Source organism: Streptomyces sp. NBC_00989, assembly GCF_045162655.1.
In the GTDB taxonomy this organism is placed as follows: Bacteria; Actinomycetota; Actinomycetes; order Streptomycetales; family Streptomycetaceae; genus Streptomyces.
The window spans coordinates 6,262,597-6,276,974 of record NZ_CP108728.1; the positions used below are offsets into that span (position 1 = coordinate 6,262,597).

Genomic DNA, 14,378 nt, shown 5'->3' on the forward strand with positions numbered 1-14,378 from the left:
CCGTAACCCCGCCTACCAGGGCTGTTACGGCGTCCGGTCCAGCATCACTACGGCCACATCGTCCGTCAGCTCGCCGCCGTTGAGGTCGCGGACCTCGTTGACCGCCGCGCGGAGCAGTTCCTCGCCCCGCAGGCCCTCGGCGAGTTGGCGGCGGACCATGGCCACCATGCCGTCCTGGCCGAGCCGTTCGCGGCGGCCCTCGCCGACGCGGCCCTCGATCAGGCCGTCGGTGTAGAGCATCAGGCTCCACTCCGCGCCCAGTTCCACCTGCATCCGCGGCCAGCGGGCACCGGGGAGCAGGCCGAGGGCGGGGCCGTTGTTGTCGTAGGGGAGGAGTTCGGCCGGGCGGCCGGGGCGGGCGAGCAGCGGGGACGGGTGGCCGGCCAGGCAGAGGCCCGCGCGGCGGCCGTCGGGGGCGATGTCGACCGTGCAGAGCGTCGCGAAGATCTCGTCGTCAGAGCGCTCGTGCTCCAGGACCTGTTGCAGCGTGCCGAGGAGCTGGTCGCCGCAGAGGCCCGCCAGGGTGAGCGCGCGCCAGGCGATGCGCAGTTCCACGCCGAGCGCGGCCTCGTCGGGGCCGTGGCCGCAGACGTCGCCGATCATCGCGTGCACGGTGCCGTCGGGGGTGCGCACGGTGTCGTAGAAGTCGCCGCCGAGCAGCGCGCGGGAGCGGCCGGGGCGGTAGCGGGCGGCGAAGCGCAGCGGGGAGCCCTCCAGGAGGGGCGTGGGCAGGAGGCCGCGTTCGAGGCGGGCGTTCTCCTGGGCGCGCAGCTTGGACTCGGTGAGCTTGCGCTCCGCCCTGTCCGAACGTTTCCGCTCCACCGCGTAGCGGATCGCGCGGCTCAGCAGCCGGCCGTCCAGCTCGTCGCGGAAGAGATAGTCCTGGGCGCCGACCCGGACCGCCTCGGCGCCGCGCTCGGTGTCGCCGGACGCGGTGAGGGCGAGGACGGCGTGGTGGGGCGCGATCCGCAGTACGTGCTTGAGTACGGCGAGCTCGTCGTCGGTGCCGTCGCCGGCCCGGGCGGGGGCGGGCAGCGCGAGGTCGAGCAGGATGCAGTGGACGTCGTCGGTGAGCAGCCGCTCGGCCTCGGTGAGGTTGCGGGCGGTGCGGACCCGGATCGGCTTGCCGGTCGGGTCGAGCAGCTCGGGCACGACCGGCGAACCGCCGGGGTCGTCCTCGATCATCAGCAGGGTGAGGTGACCGGTCGGGGTGCCGTGGGCGTGGGCCTGGGCAGCGCAGGGCGTGGGGTCGGCCTTGGTGCCCGCCTTGTCGGTGGCGGCGGCCGTGTCCTCGTCGACCGTGTCCTGCGTGCGCGGAGCCTCGGTGGCTTCGGAAGAGGCTCCGGAAGTGGCTTCGGTGACGGCTGCGGAGCTGTCGCCGGAGATGCCTCCGGAACCGTCTCCGGAGGGGCCGCCGACCGCGGGTGCGGACTGCGCCGGCGTCTGCGCCTGACCGTTTTCCGCGGCCGGGATCGCTCTCTGCCGCGGTATGGGTGCGGGCATCGTCCTGGTTCCTTCCCTCCCCCCGAGGGCACGGCGGGGCGAGGGACCTCGACCCACCGACGGGGACCATAGCGGTAGTGGGCGCCGTAAAGGAATGGGGTGAGACACGTCGCCTGGCAGGCGGCCACTGTCATATGCCGTGTTCTGTACCGCAGTTGGGCAGGGTGGCCCTTGCCCGGGGATGACGAAGGTCACGCCGGGAGGGCGTTTGGCGCGGAAGCTGCGTGCGCCAGGTCACGTGGTCCGGGTCACCGGTGCCGTACGGAAGCCGTGCGCATCACCATGGACAAGCTGGGGACAAGTCACGCATCAGGGCGCACAACACCCAATATCGGCATCGAACCCGCCCCCGCGACCGTCACCGTCCGCCCCGGCCGCGGGGCGTGGATGATCGCGCCGTCGCCGATGTACATGGCGACATGGCTGGCGTCGTCGAAGTAGATGATGAGGTCGCCCGGGCGCATGTCCTTCACCGCGACGTGCGGGAGCTGCCTCCACTGCTCCTGCGAGGTGCGCGGGATCGGGTCGCCTGCGCTCGCCCAGGCCTGTGAGGTCAGCCCCGAGCAGTCGTACGACGACGGGCCCTCGGCGCCCCACTCGTACGGCTTGCCGAGCTGGGCCGTCGCGTAGGCCACCGCCGCCTTGCCCTCGGCGGACGCCTTGCCGCTGACGTCCTTGAGGGCGCCGGAGTCGAGCCACTCGGTCTGCGCCTTCAGCGCGGCCTGCCGCTCCAGCTCGGCCAGCCGCGCCTTCTCCTGCTTCTCCAGCTGGGACTCGAGCTTCTCGGCCGCCGCGATCTGGGTGGTGACGTTCTTCTTGGCGGTGGCCTTGGCCTGGCGGTTCTTCTCCAGCTTCTCCCACTGGGCGGAGGCGTCGGCGGTGTACTGCTTCAAGTCCTGCTGGGTGCGCGTCAGTTCCGCGATCAGGCCCTTGGTGGCGCGCTGGCCCTGGAGTATCCGGCCGGTACCGTCGAGGAACGCCTGCGGGTTGTCGCTCAGCAGCAACTGCGCCTCGTCCGGGATCCCGCCCGTGCGGTACTGGGAGCGGGCCGCGGCACCGGCGCGGTCCTTCAACTCGTCCAGCTTCTCCTGGCCCTTGACGATCTTCTTGGCCAGCTCGACGATCTCCGCGGACTGCTTCTGGGCCTGCTCCTCGGCCGCGTTGTACGCGTCCGTGGCGACGGCGGCGTCGTGATAGAGCGCGTCGAGCTTCTCGCGTACGGCCTCAAGGTCCTTGTTGGTCACGGGAGTTGGGGACGCGGTCGCGGACGGGGTTGGTGTCGGGCTCGCGAACGCGGTGGCGGGTGCCGCGAGTACGGTGACCGCGCAGACGACCGTGATGGCCGTCGTGATCAGGACGCGCCTGCCCGTGCCCATAACCCTGCCCCCACACCTGATTTACCGTCAGTAACTTACGGATGCCTGGGGGATCGTGCCATGTCCGCGCGCAAAGTGACAGAGGTAGTACTTCGGTACAGCTTCCGGCACTTCCCCCCTTCCCTGCCCGTCCCCGCCCCTGTCGTAACGATCTCCCCGTACATGTGACGAACAGCTCACGGAGATCGTTCCCCGCGGTTTCCCCGCAGGTCAGGGCGGTGCCCGGATTCACCCGCGCGGCGCCAACGCCCCCCAGGCCACGGTCACTTCGCCCTGCCGCCAGCGCACCGGCCCGTCCGTCACCGGCCAGTCGGCGGTGAGGTCCCGCACCGCGCGCATCCAGCGCTGGCGCGCGCCGTAGGAGGCGTAGGGCGCGGCGGCGGCCCACGCGCGGTTGAAGTCGCGGAGGAAGGCGTGCACCGGTTCGCCGGGCACATTGCGGTGGATGAGGGCCTTCGGGAGGCGCTCGGCGAGGTCGGACGGCCGCTCCAGGGAACCGAGCCGCGTCGCGAAGGTGACCGTGCGCGGCCCCTCCGGCCCGAGCGCGACCCACACGTGCCGCCGCCCGATCTCGTCACAGGTCCCCTCGACGAGCAGCCCGCCCCGGGAGCCACCCCCCGCCGGCGCGAGCCGTCCGCACAGCCGCGCCCAGACCTCGGCGACCTGCGCCTCGTCGTACTGCCGCAGGACGTTCGCCGCGCGGATCAGCGACGGCCGCTGCGGAACCGGGATCTCGAACCCCCCGTGCCGGAAGGCGAGCCCCTCCCGCTCGTACGGTTTCGCCGCCGCGACCCGCGCCGGTTCGATCTCGACACCGACCACGCGCGCGTGCGGGGCGACGGTACGCAGGCGCGCCAGCAGTTCTACGGCGGTCCAGGGCGCGGCGCCGTAGCCGAGGTCCACGGCGACGGGATCGCCGGCCCGCCCCAGCTCGGCGCCGTGCGTCGCCGCGATCCAGCGGTCCATACGGCGCAGCCGGTTGGGGTTGGTGGTGCCGCGGGTCACCGTTCCTATGGGGCGGGTGGCTGCGCGGGCTGTCATACCTAGAGGGTAGGCGGCGGCTTCTACGGAGGTGTCGCTGCGGGAGCCCGGCCGGGGTGGTCAGTGCGAGCCGCGTGCCGCCTTGCGGCGCAGGGCGACGACGATGCCGCCGCCGGCCGCGACCAGGGCGGCCGCCGTACCCGCGAGCGCCGTGGTGCCGTCGCTCGCGCCGGTCTCGGCGAGGCGGTCGCCACCGCCGGCGGGTGACGGGGCGCCGCTCGCCGCGGGCACGGGGCTGCTGCTCTCGGCGGAGGACGGGCTGGAGGTGGGGCTCGGGGTCGTAGAAGAGCCGGAGGAGGGTGTCGGCGACGTCGACGGCTGGGCGGACGCGGAGGCCGACGCGGAGGCGGAGTCGCCGCATGTCACGTCCGGGACGACGACCATCGGCGTGATGTCGTCGTCGACCTGGTCGCCCGCCTGGACGTGGACCCGGAAGGTCTCACCGGCGTACCAGTCCAGGGTCTTGAGGTCGACGCTGACGCCTTCGGCGGTCGGGTGCGCGATGGTCTCGGTGTCGACCCACCGCTCTCCGCCCGGCATGTTCAGCTGGACGTACAGGGTGATCTTGGCCGGGGTGCCGGTCGCGTCCTTGTCGGTGACGCGGATGACGCCGTTGTCCTGGGCGTCGCAGACGGGCGTCGCGGTGAAGTCGCCGATGCTGCACGCGAGCGCGGTCTGGGCGGCGGCGACGGAGAGCGCGGCCGCGGCGGCCGAGGTGCCTATGACGCGGGCCGCTCTGGCGGCGCGAGGAGAGAGGGACACGTTTGTCCTTACGTTGAGGAGCCCGGGGCCGGACATGCCTACAAGACCTGTGGGCCCGCTGTAAGGGTTGTATCGCCGCAGGTCAAGACGTGGCGAAGGAGTGGTCGGCGAAGGCTCTGGGGATGGTCAACCAACGGTCATGGCCATGATGTGCCGACCGTTCGGACGGTCCGCCGGTGCATAGGTGGGCCACGCAGCACGCGCTCGAACGGTTGAGCGATCCCCGGCAATGGCTCGGTAAAATCCTCATGCGCCGGAATGAGAATCCCGCCCCCCGATGTTGCACACGCGTGGAGGGAACCGCACACCCTCCCTCAGGCATGCCCGCAGCGAGGAGGAACGCCACGTGAGCCAGTACGGCAGCAGGCTCGGGCGGCGTTCCGCGGCCTCGTCCGCACGGCTGAGGCTGCACCGCAAGCCTCGCCGTGTTGCCATGCTCTCCGTGCACACGTCACCGCTGCACCAGCCCGGCACGGGCGACGCGGGCGGCATGAACGTCTACATCGTGGAGCTCGCGCAGCGCCTCGCCGCGATCAACATCGAGGTCGAGATCTTCACGCGCGCGACCACGGCCGTCCTCCCCCCGACCGTCGAGCTGGCGCCCGGCGTGCTCGTCCGGCACGTCGACGCGGGGCCGTACGAAGGTCTCGCCAAGGAGGAACTCCCCGCCCAGCTCTGTGCGTTCACGCACGGAGTGATGCAGGCGTGGGCCGGCCACCGCCCCGGGTACTACGACCTCGTCCACTCGCACTACTGGCTCTCCGGCCACGTCGGCTGGCTCGCCGCCCAGCGCTGGGGCGTCCCCCTCGTGCACGCCATGCACACCATGGCCAAGGTCAAGAACGCCAGCCTGGCCGACGGCGACACCCCCGAACCCGCCGCCCGCGTCATCGGCGAGACCCAGATCGTCGCGGCCGCCGACCGCCTCATCGCCAACACGGCGGAGGAGGCCGACGAACTCGTACGGCACTACGCGGCCGACCCCGCCAAGGTCGCCGTGGTCCACCCCGGCGTGAACCTCGACCGCTTCCGGCCGGCGGACGGCCGAGCCGCGGCCCGCGCCCGCCTCGGCCTCCCGCAGGACGCCCTGATCCCGCTCTTCGCGGGTCGCATCCAGCCCCTGAAGGCGCCGGACGTCCTGCTGCGCGCGGTCGCCGTGCTCCTCGACGAGCGGCCCGAGCTGCGCTCGAACATCGTCGTGCCCGTCGTCGGCGGCCCCAGCGGCAGCGGCCTCGCCAAGCCCGAGGGCCTGCAGAAGCTGGCCGCGCGGCTGGGCATCGCGGACGTCGTACGGTTCCGGCCGCCGGTCGGACAGGAGCAGCTCGCGGACTGGTTCCGGGCCGCGTCCGTCCTGGTCATGCCGTCGTACAGCGAGTCCTTCGGGCTGGTCGCCATAGAGGCGCAGGCGGCCGGTACGCCGGTGCTCGCGGCCTCGGTCGGCGGCCTCCCGGTCGCCGTGCGCGACGGTGAGACCGGCTTCCTCGTCCAGGGCCACGACCCCGCCGCCTATGCGCGCGTGCTGAGCACTCTCGCCGACGACCCGCACCTCGCGCCCCGCATGGGCGAGGCCGCCGCCCGGCACGCGCAGTGCTTCGGCTGGGACACGGCCGCCGCGGCCACGGCGGACGTGTACGCGGCCGCGGCGCAGGCCCACCGCCGTCACGTACGCTCGCACCATGGGTGAGGCAGCGGCGGATCAGGACCGGGCGGCGCAGGTCATCGAGGGTTTCCTCAAGGATGCCGAACTCGACTGGGAGAGCCCGGAGTCGGGCACGTTCGTCGTCAAACTCCCCGGCACCCGCAAGCTGTCGACGACCCTCTCCCTCCTCGTCGGCCGCCACTCCCTCTCGCTCAACGCCTTCGTCATCCGCCACCCCGACGAGAACGAGACGGCCGTCCACCGCTGGCTCCTGGAGCGCAACCTCAAGCTGTACGGCGTGAGTTACGCGGTCGACCAGCTCGGTGACGTGTACGTCACCGGGCGGCTGCCGCTGTCCGCCGTCACCGAGGCCGAGATCGACCGCCTCCTCGGCCAGGTCCTGGAGGCCGCCGACGGCAGCTTCAACACCCTCCTGGAACTGGGCTTCGCCTCCGCGATCCGCAAGGAGTACGCGTGGCGGGTGTCGCGCGGGGAGTCGACGCGGAATCTGGACGCGTTCACGAATCTGACCCAACGGCCGACGAGCTGACCTCGATCTGACCCCTGTTCGACCTCTTCCCTGCGACTGGGGCCTCGTGGCATGCTCACCGCCAGCACATTTCTGAACGTCGTTCACATCCATGAAGAGTCGCGTGGGAGGACGTACGTACATGAGCCACACCCGTCTCACCAGACGAACCCTGCTCGGAAGCGCGTTTGCCTTGGCGGTCCCCCTGCCGAAACAGGGACCCGAGGGATCTGGGGGATCCGGGGAATCTGGGGGATCCGGGGGTGAAGTCCCGTCCCTCTGGCGGGAGTTCACCCGCACCCCTTTCACCCACCCGCAGATTCCGTACATCGGCAGGGCGGGCTGCCGCACCCGGCACAGGGGAGGTCACTCGCCCGTCCTCGACGTCCGTCGCTACGGCGCGGTAGCGGACGGCGTGACCGACTCCGCTCCCGCGATCAACCGTGCCATCGCTGCTGCCGGCAGGGCCGGCGGTGGCACGGTTCTCATCCCGCCCGGCACCTTCCGCATCGACGACGTGATCCGTGTCGGGCACTCGAACGTGGTGGTCAGGGGCGCCGGCAGCGACCGTACGAAGCTCTACGCGACGAAAAATCTGACGGAGCTGATCGGCGTCTACGGCTCCCGTTACGGCGGCGACAAGTCGTCCTGGTCCTGGGCCGGCGGCCTCATCTGGCTTGCTCCTGCGGCCCGTTGGGACTCACTGGTCGGCGCGATCAGGGCGAAGGCCTGGCCCTTCGAGGGCTGGACCGGCAACAGGCGTGACGAATGGCGGCAGTTGACGACCGTCGAACCGGCCCGGCAGGGCGCGTGGACGGTGACGGTGGCGGACGCCTCCCAACTGAAGCCGGGCGGACTGGTGTTGCTCCGCCTCGCCGACGACACCGCCCACACCCTCCTCCAGCACATGGCGGGCGGCGGCCCCGGCCCCGAGGCGTACTACTGGGCCGACAAGACGAAGCTGCTGTCGTACGTCCCCTACGAATGGCCCGTCCGCATCACGCACGTCCACGGCCGGAGGGTCACGCTCGAACGCCCGCTCCCGCTCGACGTACGCCCCGAATGGAACCCCCAACTGACCACCCACGTACAGGAGTTGACGGGCTCGGGGGTGGAAGGCCTGACCCTGGAGGCCGTCGAGACCCCGCAGCAACCGCACCTCCTCGACAAGGGGTACAACGGCGTCGTCCTCCAATGCGCCTATGACTGCTGGCTCGACGACGTGACGGTCCGTCATGTGGACAACGGCTTCGGCCTGGTGGCGGCGTCGGCGTGCACGCTGCGCGGTACGACGGTGGCGGGCCGCGGCTCCCACCACCCCTACTTCTGCCGCGAGGGCTCGCACGACAACCTCGTCGAGGACTTCACGATCGAGGAGCGCACGGTCCCGGCTCCGGCCAACACCCAGCTCCACGGCATCAACGTCGAGGGCCTGTCGTCGTACAACGTCTGGTCGCGCGGCGACATGCGCATGGGCACCTTCGACAGCCACCGCGGCCTGCCCTTCGCCGACGTCCGCACCGACATCACCGTGCACAACGACGGCCGCCACGGCGGCGACGCGAACGCCGGTCCGCTCTTCGGCGCCCGCTTCACCCACTGGAACATCCGCGTCACGAACGGCCGCGCGGGCCTGATGAAGATCGACCAACTGGCGCCGTACAGCGCCACGGTGGGCCTCAACGCGGTCACCGAGTTCGACCAGATCGACGTCCCCGACTTCACCGGCGACCTGCACGCACGGCTGGAGCTCTACGGCACGACGGGGGTCGTACGGCCGCGGAACCTGTACGAGGCGCAGCGGGAGCTGTGACTCAGATCTGGCGCAGGACGTCGTAGCCGATGAAGTCGAACATGCTGGTGCCGGTGGGGAGTTGGCGGGGTTCGCCGGTGAAGCGGTGGGCGCCGACGGACTGGGGGATCGAGGGGTCGGAGACCCACAGGCGCTCGAAGCCGCGCTCCTCCAGCCAGGCGCAGACCTGGGGGACGAGGTCGGGGGCGATGTCGCGGCTGCGCGTCCACACGAGCGTGCCGCCCGTCCGGCACAGGGCGGTGCAGTGGTCGAGGACGCGCTCGACGTCGGCGTCGGAGATGTTGCCGAGGAGGCCGCACACGAGGACGAGGTCGGCGGGGGCGAGCCCGGCGTACTGATCCGTCAACGAGGCGTCCCCGGCGACGACTTCTACTCCGGAGAGGCCGGCGGCGCGGGCGGTCCGGGTCGCGACGTCCACGTTCCGCTCGTCCAACTCGACCAGCCGGGCGCGGACTTCGGGCCCGCGGGGGTGGTCCGCCAGTACGCCGATCAGGTCGTGGCCCTGTCCGGCGCAGAGGCTGATCGCGGTGAGCGGGCCCGCCGGGGCGGTGTCGAGGGCGAGTCGGAGGCGTTCCTGGATGAGGGCCAGGCGGCGGCTGAGGTAGGAGTCGGGGGAGTCGTAGGCGTCGTGCCATTCGTGCCAGTCCATGCGCGATTCCATGGGCCGAGGCTAGCCGCGGAGTTGATGTTCGTCGCGCGAATAACGCCCCGGCGTGACCCCCACCAACTTCCGGAAATGGCGGGTGAGATGGGACTGGTCGTAGAACCCGGTCACCGTCGCCACCTCGCCCGGCGGGCGGCCGTCGAGGAGGAGCCGGCGGGCGCGGTCGACGCGGCGGGACATCAGGTACTGGTGCGGTGCGATGCCGTACGCCCCGCTGAACGCCCGTACCAGATGGGCCGGATGGGCGTGCACGAGCCGCGCGGCCTCGTCGAGGGTGATGCCTTCGGTGACGCGTTCGTCGAGGAGTTCGCGGAGGGTGCGGGCGAGGACGGGGCCGGAGGCGGGGGAGGGCGCGGCGGACGGCCGTAGGTGGGCGTGCAGCCGTTCGGCGATGAGCGTCAGCCGGCTCTCGGCCTCCAGTTCGTCGCCGGGGTGGTCGAGCGAGGTGTGCAACTGGCCCACGCGCAGCCGCAGTTCGGGATCCCGGAGGTCCGGCTCGTCGACGGCCGAACCGATGAGGGTGTCCGGGAGATGCGTGCCGTCGAGATAGAGGACACGCTTGCGGAAGCCGTGCGGGGTGGCGGGCGAGCCGTTGTGCGGGACGTGCGGCGGCAACAGCGTCACCGTGTCGTGCGGGGTGCCGTGCTCGTGCCGGTCCAGGTCGTACCGTACGGCTCCGTCGTCCACGATCAGCAGCGTCCACGCGTCGTGCACGTGCATCGGGTACGCGTACTCGGTGAAGTGGGCGTGGAAGACCTCGACGACACCGGGGATGCGGGGCCGCCAGGCGGAGACTTCCTGTTCGGGGCGGCCTGGGCCGGGCTGGCCCGGGCCCTGTTGCGGGGCCATGCAAAGAACGTACAAGACGGGGGCGTGAGGCGGTCGGCAGTCTCGATGCATGAGCACTGACACGACCACTGCCCCGACCACCGACACGTTCACCGAACCGGTGCGCTTCGACACCAAGATCGCCGTCCTGCTGCGGGAGGACCTTGAGCCCTGGCAGCGGCTGAACGTCACGTCCTTCCTGGTCAGCGGCCTGGGATCACAGAGTCCCGAGGTGATCGGGGAGCCGTACGAGGACGCGGACGGGGTGCGGTATCTGCCGATGTTCCGCCAGCCGGTGATGGTCTTCGAGGCCACGAAGGAGGTCCTGGTGGCGGCCCACGGCCGGGCCCTGAGCCGTGCGCTGCCCCGGTCCGTCTTCACGTCCGACCTCTTCACCACCGGCAACGACCGGGACAACCGGGCGGCGGTACGGGCCGTCGCAACGGCTGAGCTGGATGTGGTGGGGCTGGCGGTGTATGGGCCGCGGAACGGGGTGGACAAGGTGGTCAAGGGGGCGCGGATGCATCCGTAGGCCTGCTTCTTCTTAGGCCGTGCTGACCTCGGGCTTCGTCGCAGCCGGTGTTTCCATTTCCACGGTTGCCGGTCCGCTCGCCGGAAGCCCCCGCATCAGCGCCCCGTACCCCACCGCCGCCCCCGTCCCCACGACCGCGCACAGCCCCCACAGCCACTCCGCCCCGAACCGGTCGATGACGAAACCGGACATCAGCGGGGCGATGAGCGCGGCGACCGCCCAGGACAGGGTGTACATGCCCTGGTAGCGCCCGCGTCCCTGGACTGGGGAGAGGCGGACCACGAGACCCGTCTGGGTCGGGGCGTTGATCATCTCGCCCAGGGTCCACACGCACACCGTGAGGGCGAAGACGCCGACCGAGCCTGCGAACGCGGTGAGCCCGAAGCCGTAGCCCGCGAGGATCGAGGAGACGACCAACAGGCGTTTGGCGTCGCGGTGTTCGATGAGGCGGGTGACCGGGATCTGGAGGACGACGATGAGGAAGCCGTTGACGGCGATCGCGGTGCCGTAGTCGGCGGGCGTGAAACCGGCCTCGCCCATCGCGACCGGCAGTCCGACCGAACCCTGCTGGAAGACGAGGGCGACGAGGAAGGAGAGGCCTACGACGCTCATGAACCGCCCGTCGCGCAGGACGGTCCCGAGGCCGACCGAGTCGGTGGCGCCCTTGGCGCCGTCCGTGGCGACGGTGGGCCGGGACTCGGGCAGCCGCAGGAACACGACGACCGCGCAGACCGCCGTCATCCCCGCCTCCAGCAGGAACCCGGCGCGGTAGCTGACCTCGGCGATGAACCCGGCGGCCATGGAGGAGATGGCGAAGCCGAGGTTGATGGCCCAGTAGTTGAGCGAGAACGCGCGGACCCGGTCCTCGGGGCGCACGATGTCGGCCATCATCGCCTGCACCGCCGGGCGGGACGCGTTGCTCGCCGCCCCGACGAGGCACGCTACGGCGGCGATGGCGACGGGGTCGTGCACGAAGCCGAGCAGCGCCACGGACGCGGCGGTCGACGACTGCGCGATGAGGAGGGTGGGGCGGCGCCCGAGCCGGTCGGTCATGACACCCGAGCCGATGGACGAGACGACCCCGCCGAGGCCGTAGAGGGAGGCGACGAGACCGGCGTAGGTGGCGGAGTAGCCGCGGTCGAGGGTGAGGTACAGGGCCATGAAGGTCGAGACGAACGCCCCGAGCCGGTTGACGAGGGTGCTGGTCCACAGCCACCAGAACTCGCGGGGGAGGCCGGAGACGGTTTCCCGGGCGGCGCGTCTCAGGGCGGCGAGTGACATGGATCGATCCCCCACGGTCGGACAGGTGGCTTGTAAGCGGCTACGGCCGCGAGCACAACTTACGAACGGGACGGCTCGGGGGACCACTCAATTAACAGAAGCCGTCAACTGTGGGGCTGGAAGGCAGGCGCCAGGCGGTGGCCCGAATGCGTGGATTACGCTCTGAGGCATGGCCGACGCACCGTACAAGCTGATCCTCCTCCGCCACGGCGAGAGCGAGTGGAACGCGAAGAACCTGTTCACCGGCTGGGTGGACGTCAACCTGAACGAGAAGGGCGAGAAGGAGGCGGTCCGCGGCGGTGAGCTGCTCAAGGACGCCGGCCTGCTCCCCGACGTGGTCCACACGTCCCTCCAGAAGCGCGCGATCCGCACCGCGCAGCTGTCGCTGGAGGCGGCGGACCGCCACTGGATCCCGGTCCACCGTTCCTGGCGCCTGAACGAGCGCCACTACGGCGCCCTCCAGGGCAAGGACAAGGCCCAGACCCTCGCGGAGTTCGGCGAGGAGCAGTTCATGCTGTGGCGCCGTTCCTACGACACCCCGCCCCCGCCCCTTGAGGACGGCACGGAGTTCTCCCAGTCGGGCGACCCGCGCTACGCGACGATCCCCCCGGAGCTGCGCCCCCGCACGGAGTGCCTGAAGGACGTCGTCGTCCGCATGCTCCCGTACTGGTACGACGGCATCGTCCCCGACCTCCTCGCGGGCCGCACGGTCCTGGTCGCGGCCCACGGCAACTCGCTCCGCGCCCTGGTCAAGCACCTCGACGGCATCTCCGACGCCGACATCGCGGGCCTGAACATCCCGACGGGCATCCCCCTGGCCTACGAACTGGACGCGTCCTTCAACCCGGTCAAGCCGGGCGGGACGTATCTCGACCCGGACGCGGCGGCGGCGGCGATCGAGGCGGTCAAGAACCAGGGCAAGAAGAAGTAGGGTTTGTGATCATGCCTCCCACCTGCGCAAACGGCGCTGGCGGGAGGCATTTTCATGGTCTGGGCCCACTGTGGGCCCTCAGCGCGGGGGCTCTTGCATCGGTCGGAGTGCCTGAGCGAGAGCCTTCCGGGCACGGTCCCGACTACTCGGCATGAGGTGCGCGTACACCTTCAGCGTCAGCCCCGGGTCGGAGTGCCCGAGGTACTCGCTCACGGCCTTGATGCTCTCTCCCGCGTCCAGCAGAACGGACGCGTAGAAGTGCCTCAGGGCGTGCATGCCGTGCTCCCGCGCGGCAGCGTGCTCGCGGCTCTTGGCCTTCGGGATGACGCCCGCCTTGGCGAGAGCGGGCTTCCAGTGGTCCTCGTTCAGCGACGTACGCCAGACGTGCCCGCCGTTGGGCCCGCTGAAGATCAGACGCTTCGTCACGGGCTGGCCGTTCGCTCGCATCCACGGCAACGTGATCTCCACGGGCGGGAAGCGCTTGATGTGTTCCTTGAGCGCTTCCGCCACAGGATCGGGCAGAGGCACGTCACGGAGCTTGCCGCCCTTCGGGGGCGCGAACACCGCCTTGCTCAGGCTCAGTTTGAGCTGCTGCACCACGTGCAGGATGCCGCTCTCGAAGTCCACCTCGTCGACGCACAGCCCGAGGATCTCGCCTTGCCGTAGTCCGCAGCCGGCGCCCATGTCCACCATGGGCCGGAAGCGTTCGACCATCGCGGCCCGCATGGCGACGACGCGTTCCGGCTGCCAGGGGACGACGCGGCGCATGCCCATCTCGGGGAGCGCCACCGTGCGCGAGTTGCAGGGGTTCCGGCGAAGGTAGCCGTCCTCTACGGCTGCGGAGAGCACGGCGCGGACGTTGGAGAAGATCACGCGGGCGTAGGCGCCGGACATGCCGGACGCTTCGAGCTGCGTCACGAACTCGCGGATGTGGCTGGGCTGGAACGACCCCAGCGCACGCGACCCGATGCGCGGGAAGGCGTGCAGCTTGAGTTGGGACTGCATCGAGGCGCGGGTGTTCGGGTCTCCGCTCTGGCTCGCGAGCCACCCTTCCGCGAACTCCTGAAACGAGGTCTTGGACGCGTTCGGGTCGATGTAGTCGCCGCGAGCCACGTCCGCAGTGGTTTTGCTCAGCCACTGCTCAGCGAGCCGCTTCTGTCCGTCGGGGAAGGATTTGCCCTTGCGCTTGCCGTCGGGGGCGAAGTAGCGGGCCCGGTAGCGCATGCCGGTTCCGTAGCGCTCGGTCTTGGCTCGGGTGGTCTTGCCGTTGGTGTCGGTTTCGGTCTTGTACCAGCGGTCTTGGATGCTGCCTGCCATGGGGGCTGACTCTCTTCTCGGTAGCAGGGCGGGGCGGGACCAGGTGGGCGCCGTCCGGCCGGTTTTGGGGTGTGCTGGGCCAGGCCCGCTACTTGCTACGGGCCTGATCACTGGGGGTTTGGGTTGCTAGTGGGGTTGCTACCGGTAGCGGGTGGGGGTGCT

13 protein-coding genes are annotated in these 14,378 nt (G+C 70.8%); 5 read left to right on the forward strand and 8 right to left on the reverse strand.

Annotated elements, in window-relative coordinates; all coding sequences use genetic code 11:
* Window positions 1-24: 24 nt before the first annotated feature.
* The 4 genes from OG714_RS27800 to OG714_RS27815 all read right to left on the reverse strand — a co-directional run bounded on the left by OG714_RS27800 (window position 25) and on the right by OG714_RS27815 (window position 4,682).
* A complete protein-coding gene (locus OG714_RS27800; RefSeq protein ID WP_406124962.1) occupies window positions 25-1,503 on the reverse strand; it encodes a PP2C family protein-serine/threonine phosphatase in 1,479 nt (492 codons plus the stop codon).
* A 302-nt stretch (window positions 1,504-1,805) separates the two neighbouring features.
* Window positions 1,806-2,879, reverse strand: a complete 1,074-nt coding sequence (locus OG714_RS27805; RefSeq protein WP_406124964.1) for an NlpC/P60 family protein — start codon at window positions 2,877-2,879, stop codon at window positions 1,806-1,808.
* 228 nt (window positions 2,880-3,107) lie between these two features.
* The gene (locus OG714_RS27810) at window positions 3,108-3,920 is read right to left on the reverse strand and encodes a class I SAM-dependent methyltransferase (RefSeq protein ID WP_406124966.1); all 813 of its coding nucleotides are present in this window, start codon (window positions 3,918-3,920) and stop codon (window positions 3,108-3,110) included.
* A 60-nt stretch (window positions 3,921-3,980) separates the two neighbouring features.
* On the reverse strand, window positions 3,981-4,682 hold the full coding sequence (locus OG714_RS27815; protein ID WP_406124968.1) for an LAETG motif-containing sortase-dependent surface protein: 702 nt from the start codon (window positions 4,680-4,682) through the stop codon (window positions 3,981-3,983).
* Window positions 4,683-5,028: 346 nt separating this feature from the next.
* On the opposite strand from OG714_RS27815, the gene mshA reads away from it, so the two are divergent.
* From mshA to OG714_RS27830, 3 genes are all read left to right on the forward strand, one after another.
* Entirely contained in the window at window positions 5,029-6,366 is a 1,338-nt protein-coding gene (mshA, locus tag OG714_RS27820) for a D-inositol-3-phosphate glycosyltransferase (RefSeq protein WP_406124970.1), read from the forward strand.
* Window positions 6,359-6,871, forward strand: coding sequence for a YbjN domain-containing protein (locus OG714_RS27825; RefSeq protein ID WP_406124972.1), 513 nt, complete (start codon window positions 6,359-6,361; stop codon window positions 6,869-6,871). The genes mshA and OG714_RS27825 overlap by 8 nt, the downstream gene beginning before the upstream one ends.
* Before the next feature lie 121 nt (window positions 6,872-6,992).
* Window positions 6,993-8,663, forward strand: a complete 1,671-nt coding sequence (locus OG714_RS27830; RefSeq protein WP_406124974.1) for a glycosyl hydrolase family 28-related protein — start codon at window positions 6,993-6,995, stop codon at window positions 8,661-8,663.
* A 1-nt stretch (window position 8,664) separates the two neighbouring features.
* On the opposite strand, the gene OG714_RS27835 is transcribed toward OG714_RS27830, so the two are convergent.
* Together OG714_RS27835 and OG714_RS27840 are read right to left on the reverse strand one after the other, a co-directional pair.
* The gene (locus tag OG714_RS27835; protein ID WP_406131980.1) at window positions 8,665-9,312 is read right to left on the reverse strand and encodes a methyltransferase domain-containing protein; all 648 of its coding nucleotides are present in this window, start codon (window positions 9,310-9,312) and stop codon (window positions 8,665-8,667) included.
* A gap of 21 nt (window positions 9,313-9,333) precedes the next feature.
* Entirely contained in the window at window positions 9,334-10,176 is an 843-nt protein-coding gene (locus OG714_RS27840; protein WP_406124976.1) for an AraC family transcriptional regulator, read from the reverse strand.
* A 49-nt stretch (window positions 10,177-10,225) separates the two neighbouring features.
* On the opposite strand from OG714_RS27840, the gene OG714_RS27845 reads away from it, so the two are divergent.
* Window positions 10,226-10,687 (forward strand): DUF2000 family protein, encoded by a 462-nt coding sequence (locus tag OG714_RS27845; RefSeq protein ID WP_406124978.1) that lies wholly within the window; start codon window positions 10,226-10,228, stop codon window positions 10,685-10,687.
* 12 nt (window positions 10,688-10,699) lie between these two features.
* On the opposite strand, the gene OG714_RS27850 is transcribed toward OG714_RS27845, so the two are convergent.
* Window positions 10,700-11,968 (reverse strand): MDR family MFS transporter, encoded by a 1,269-nt coding sequence (locus OG714_RS27850; RefSeq protein WP_406124980.1) that lies wholly within the window; start codon window positions 11,966-11,968, stop codon window positions 10,700-10,702.
* Window positions 11,969-12,137: 169 nt separating this feature from the next.
* On the opposite strand from OG714_RS27850, the gene OG714_RS27855 reads away from it, so the two are divergent.
* Complete coding sequence (locus OG714_RS27855) at window positions 12,138-12,899, forward strand: phosphoglyceromutase (RefSeq protein WP_406124982.1); 762 nt, start codon at window positions 12,138-12,140, stop codon at window positions 12,897-12,899.
* 78 nt (window positions 12,900-12,977) lie between these two features.
* On the opposite strand, the gene OG714_RS27860 is transcribed toward OG714_RS27855, so the two are convergent.
* Window positions 12,978-14,216: a tyrosine-type recombinase/integrase gene (locus tag OG714_RS27860; protein WP_406124984.1), complete on the reverse strand. Its 1,239-nt coding sequence runs from the start codon at window positions 14,214-14,216 to the stop codon at window positions 12,978-12,980.
* Window positions 14,217-14,378: the final 162 nt, after the last annotated feature.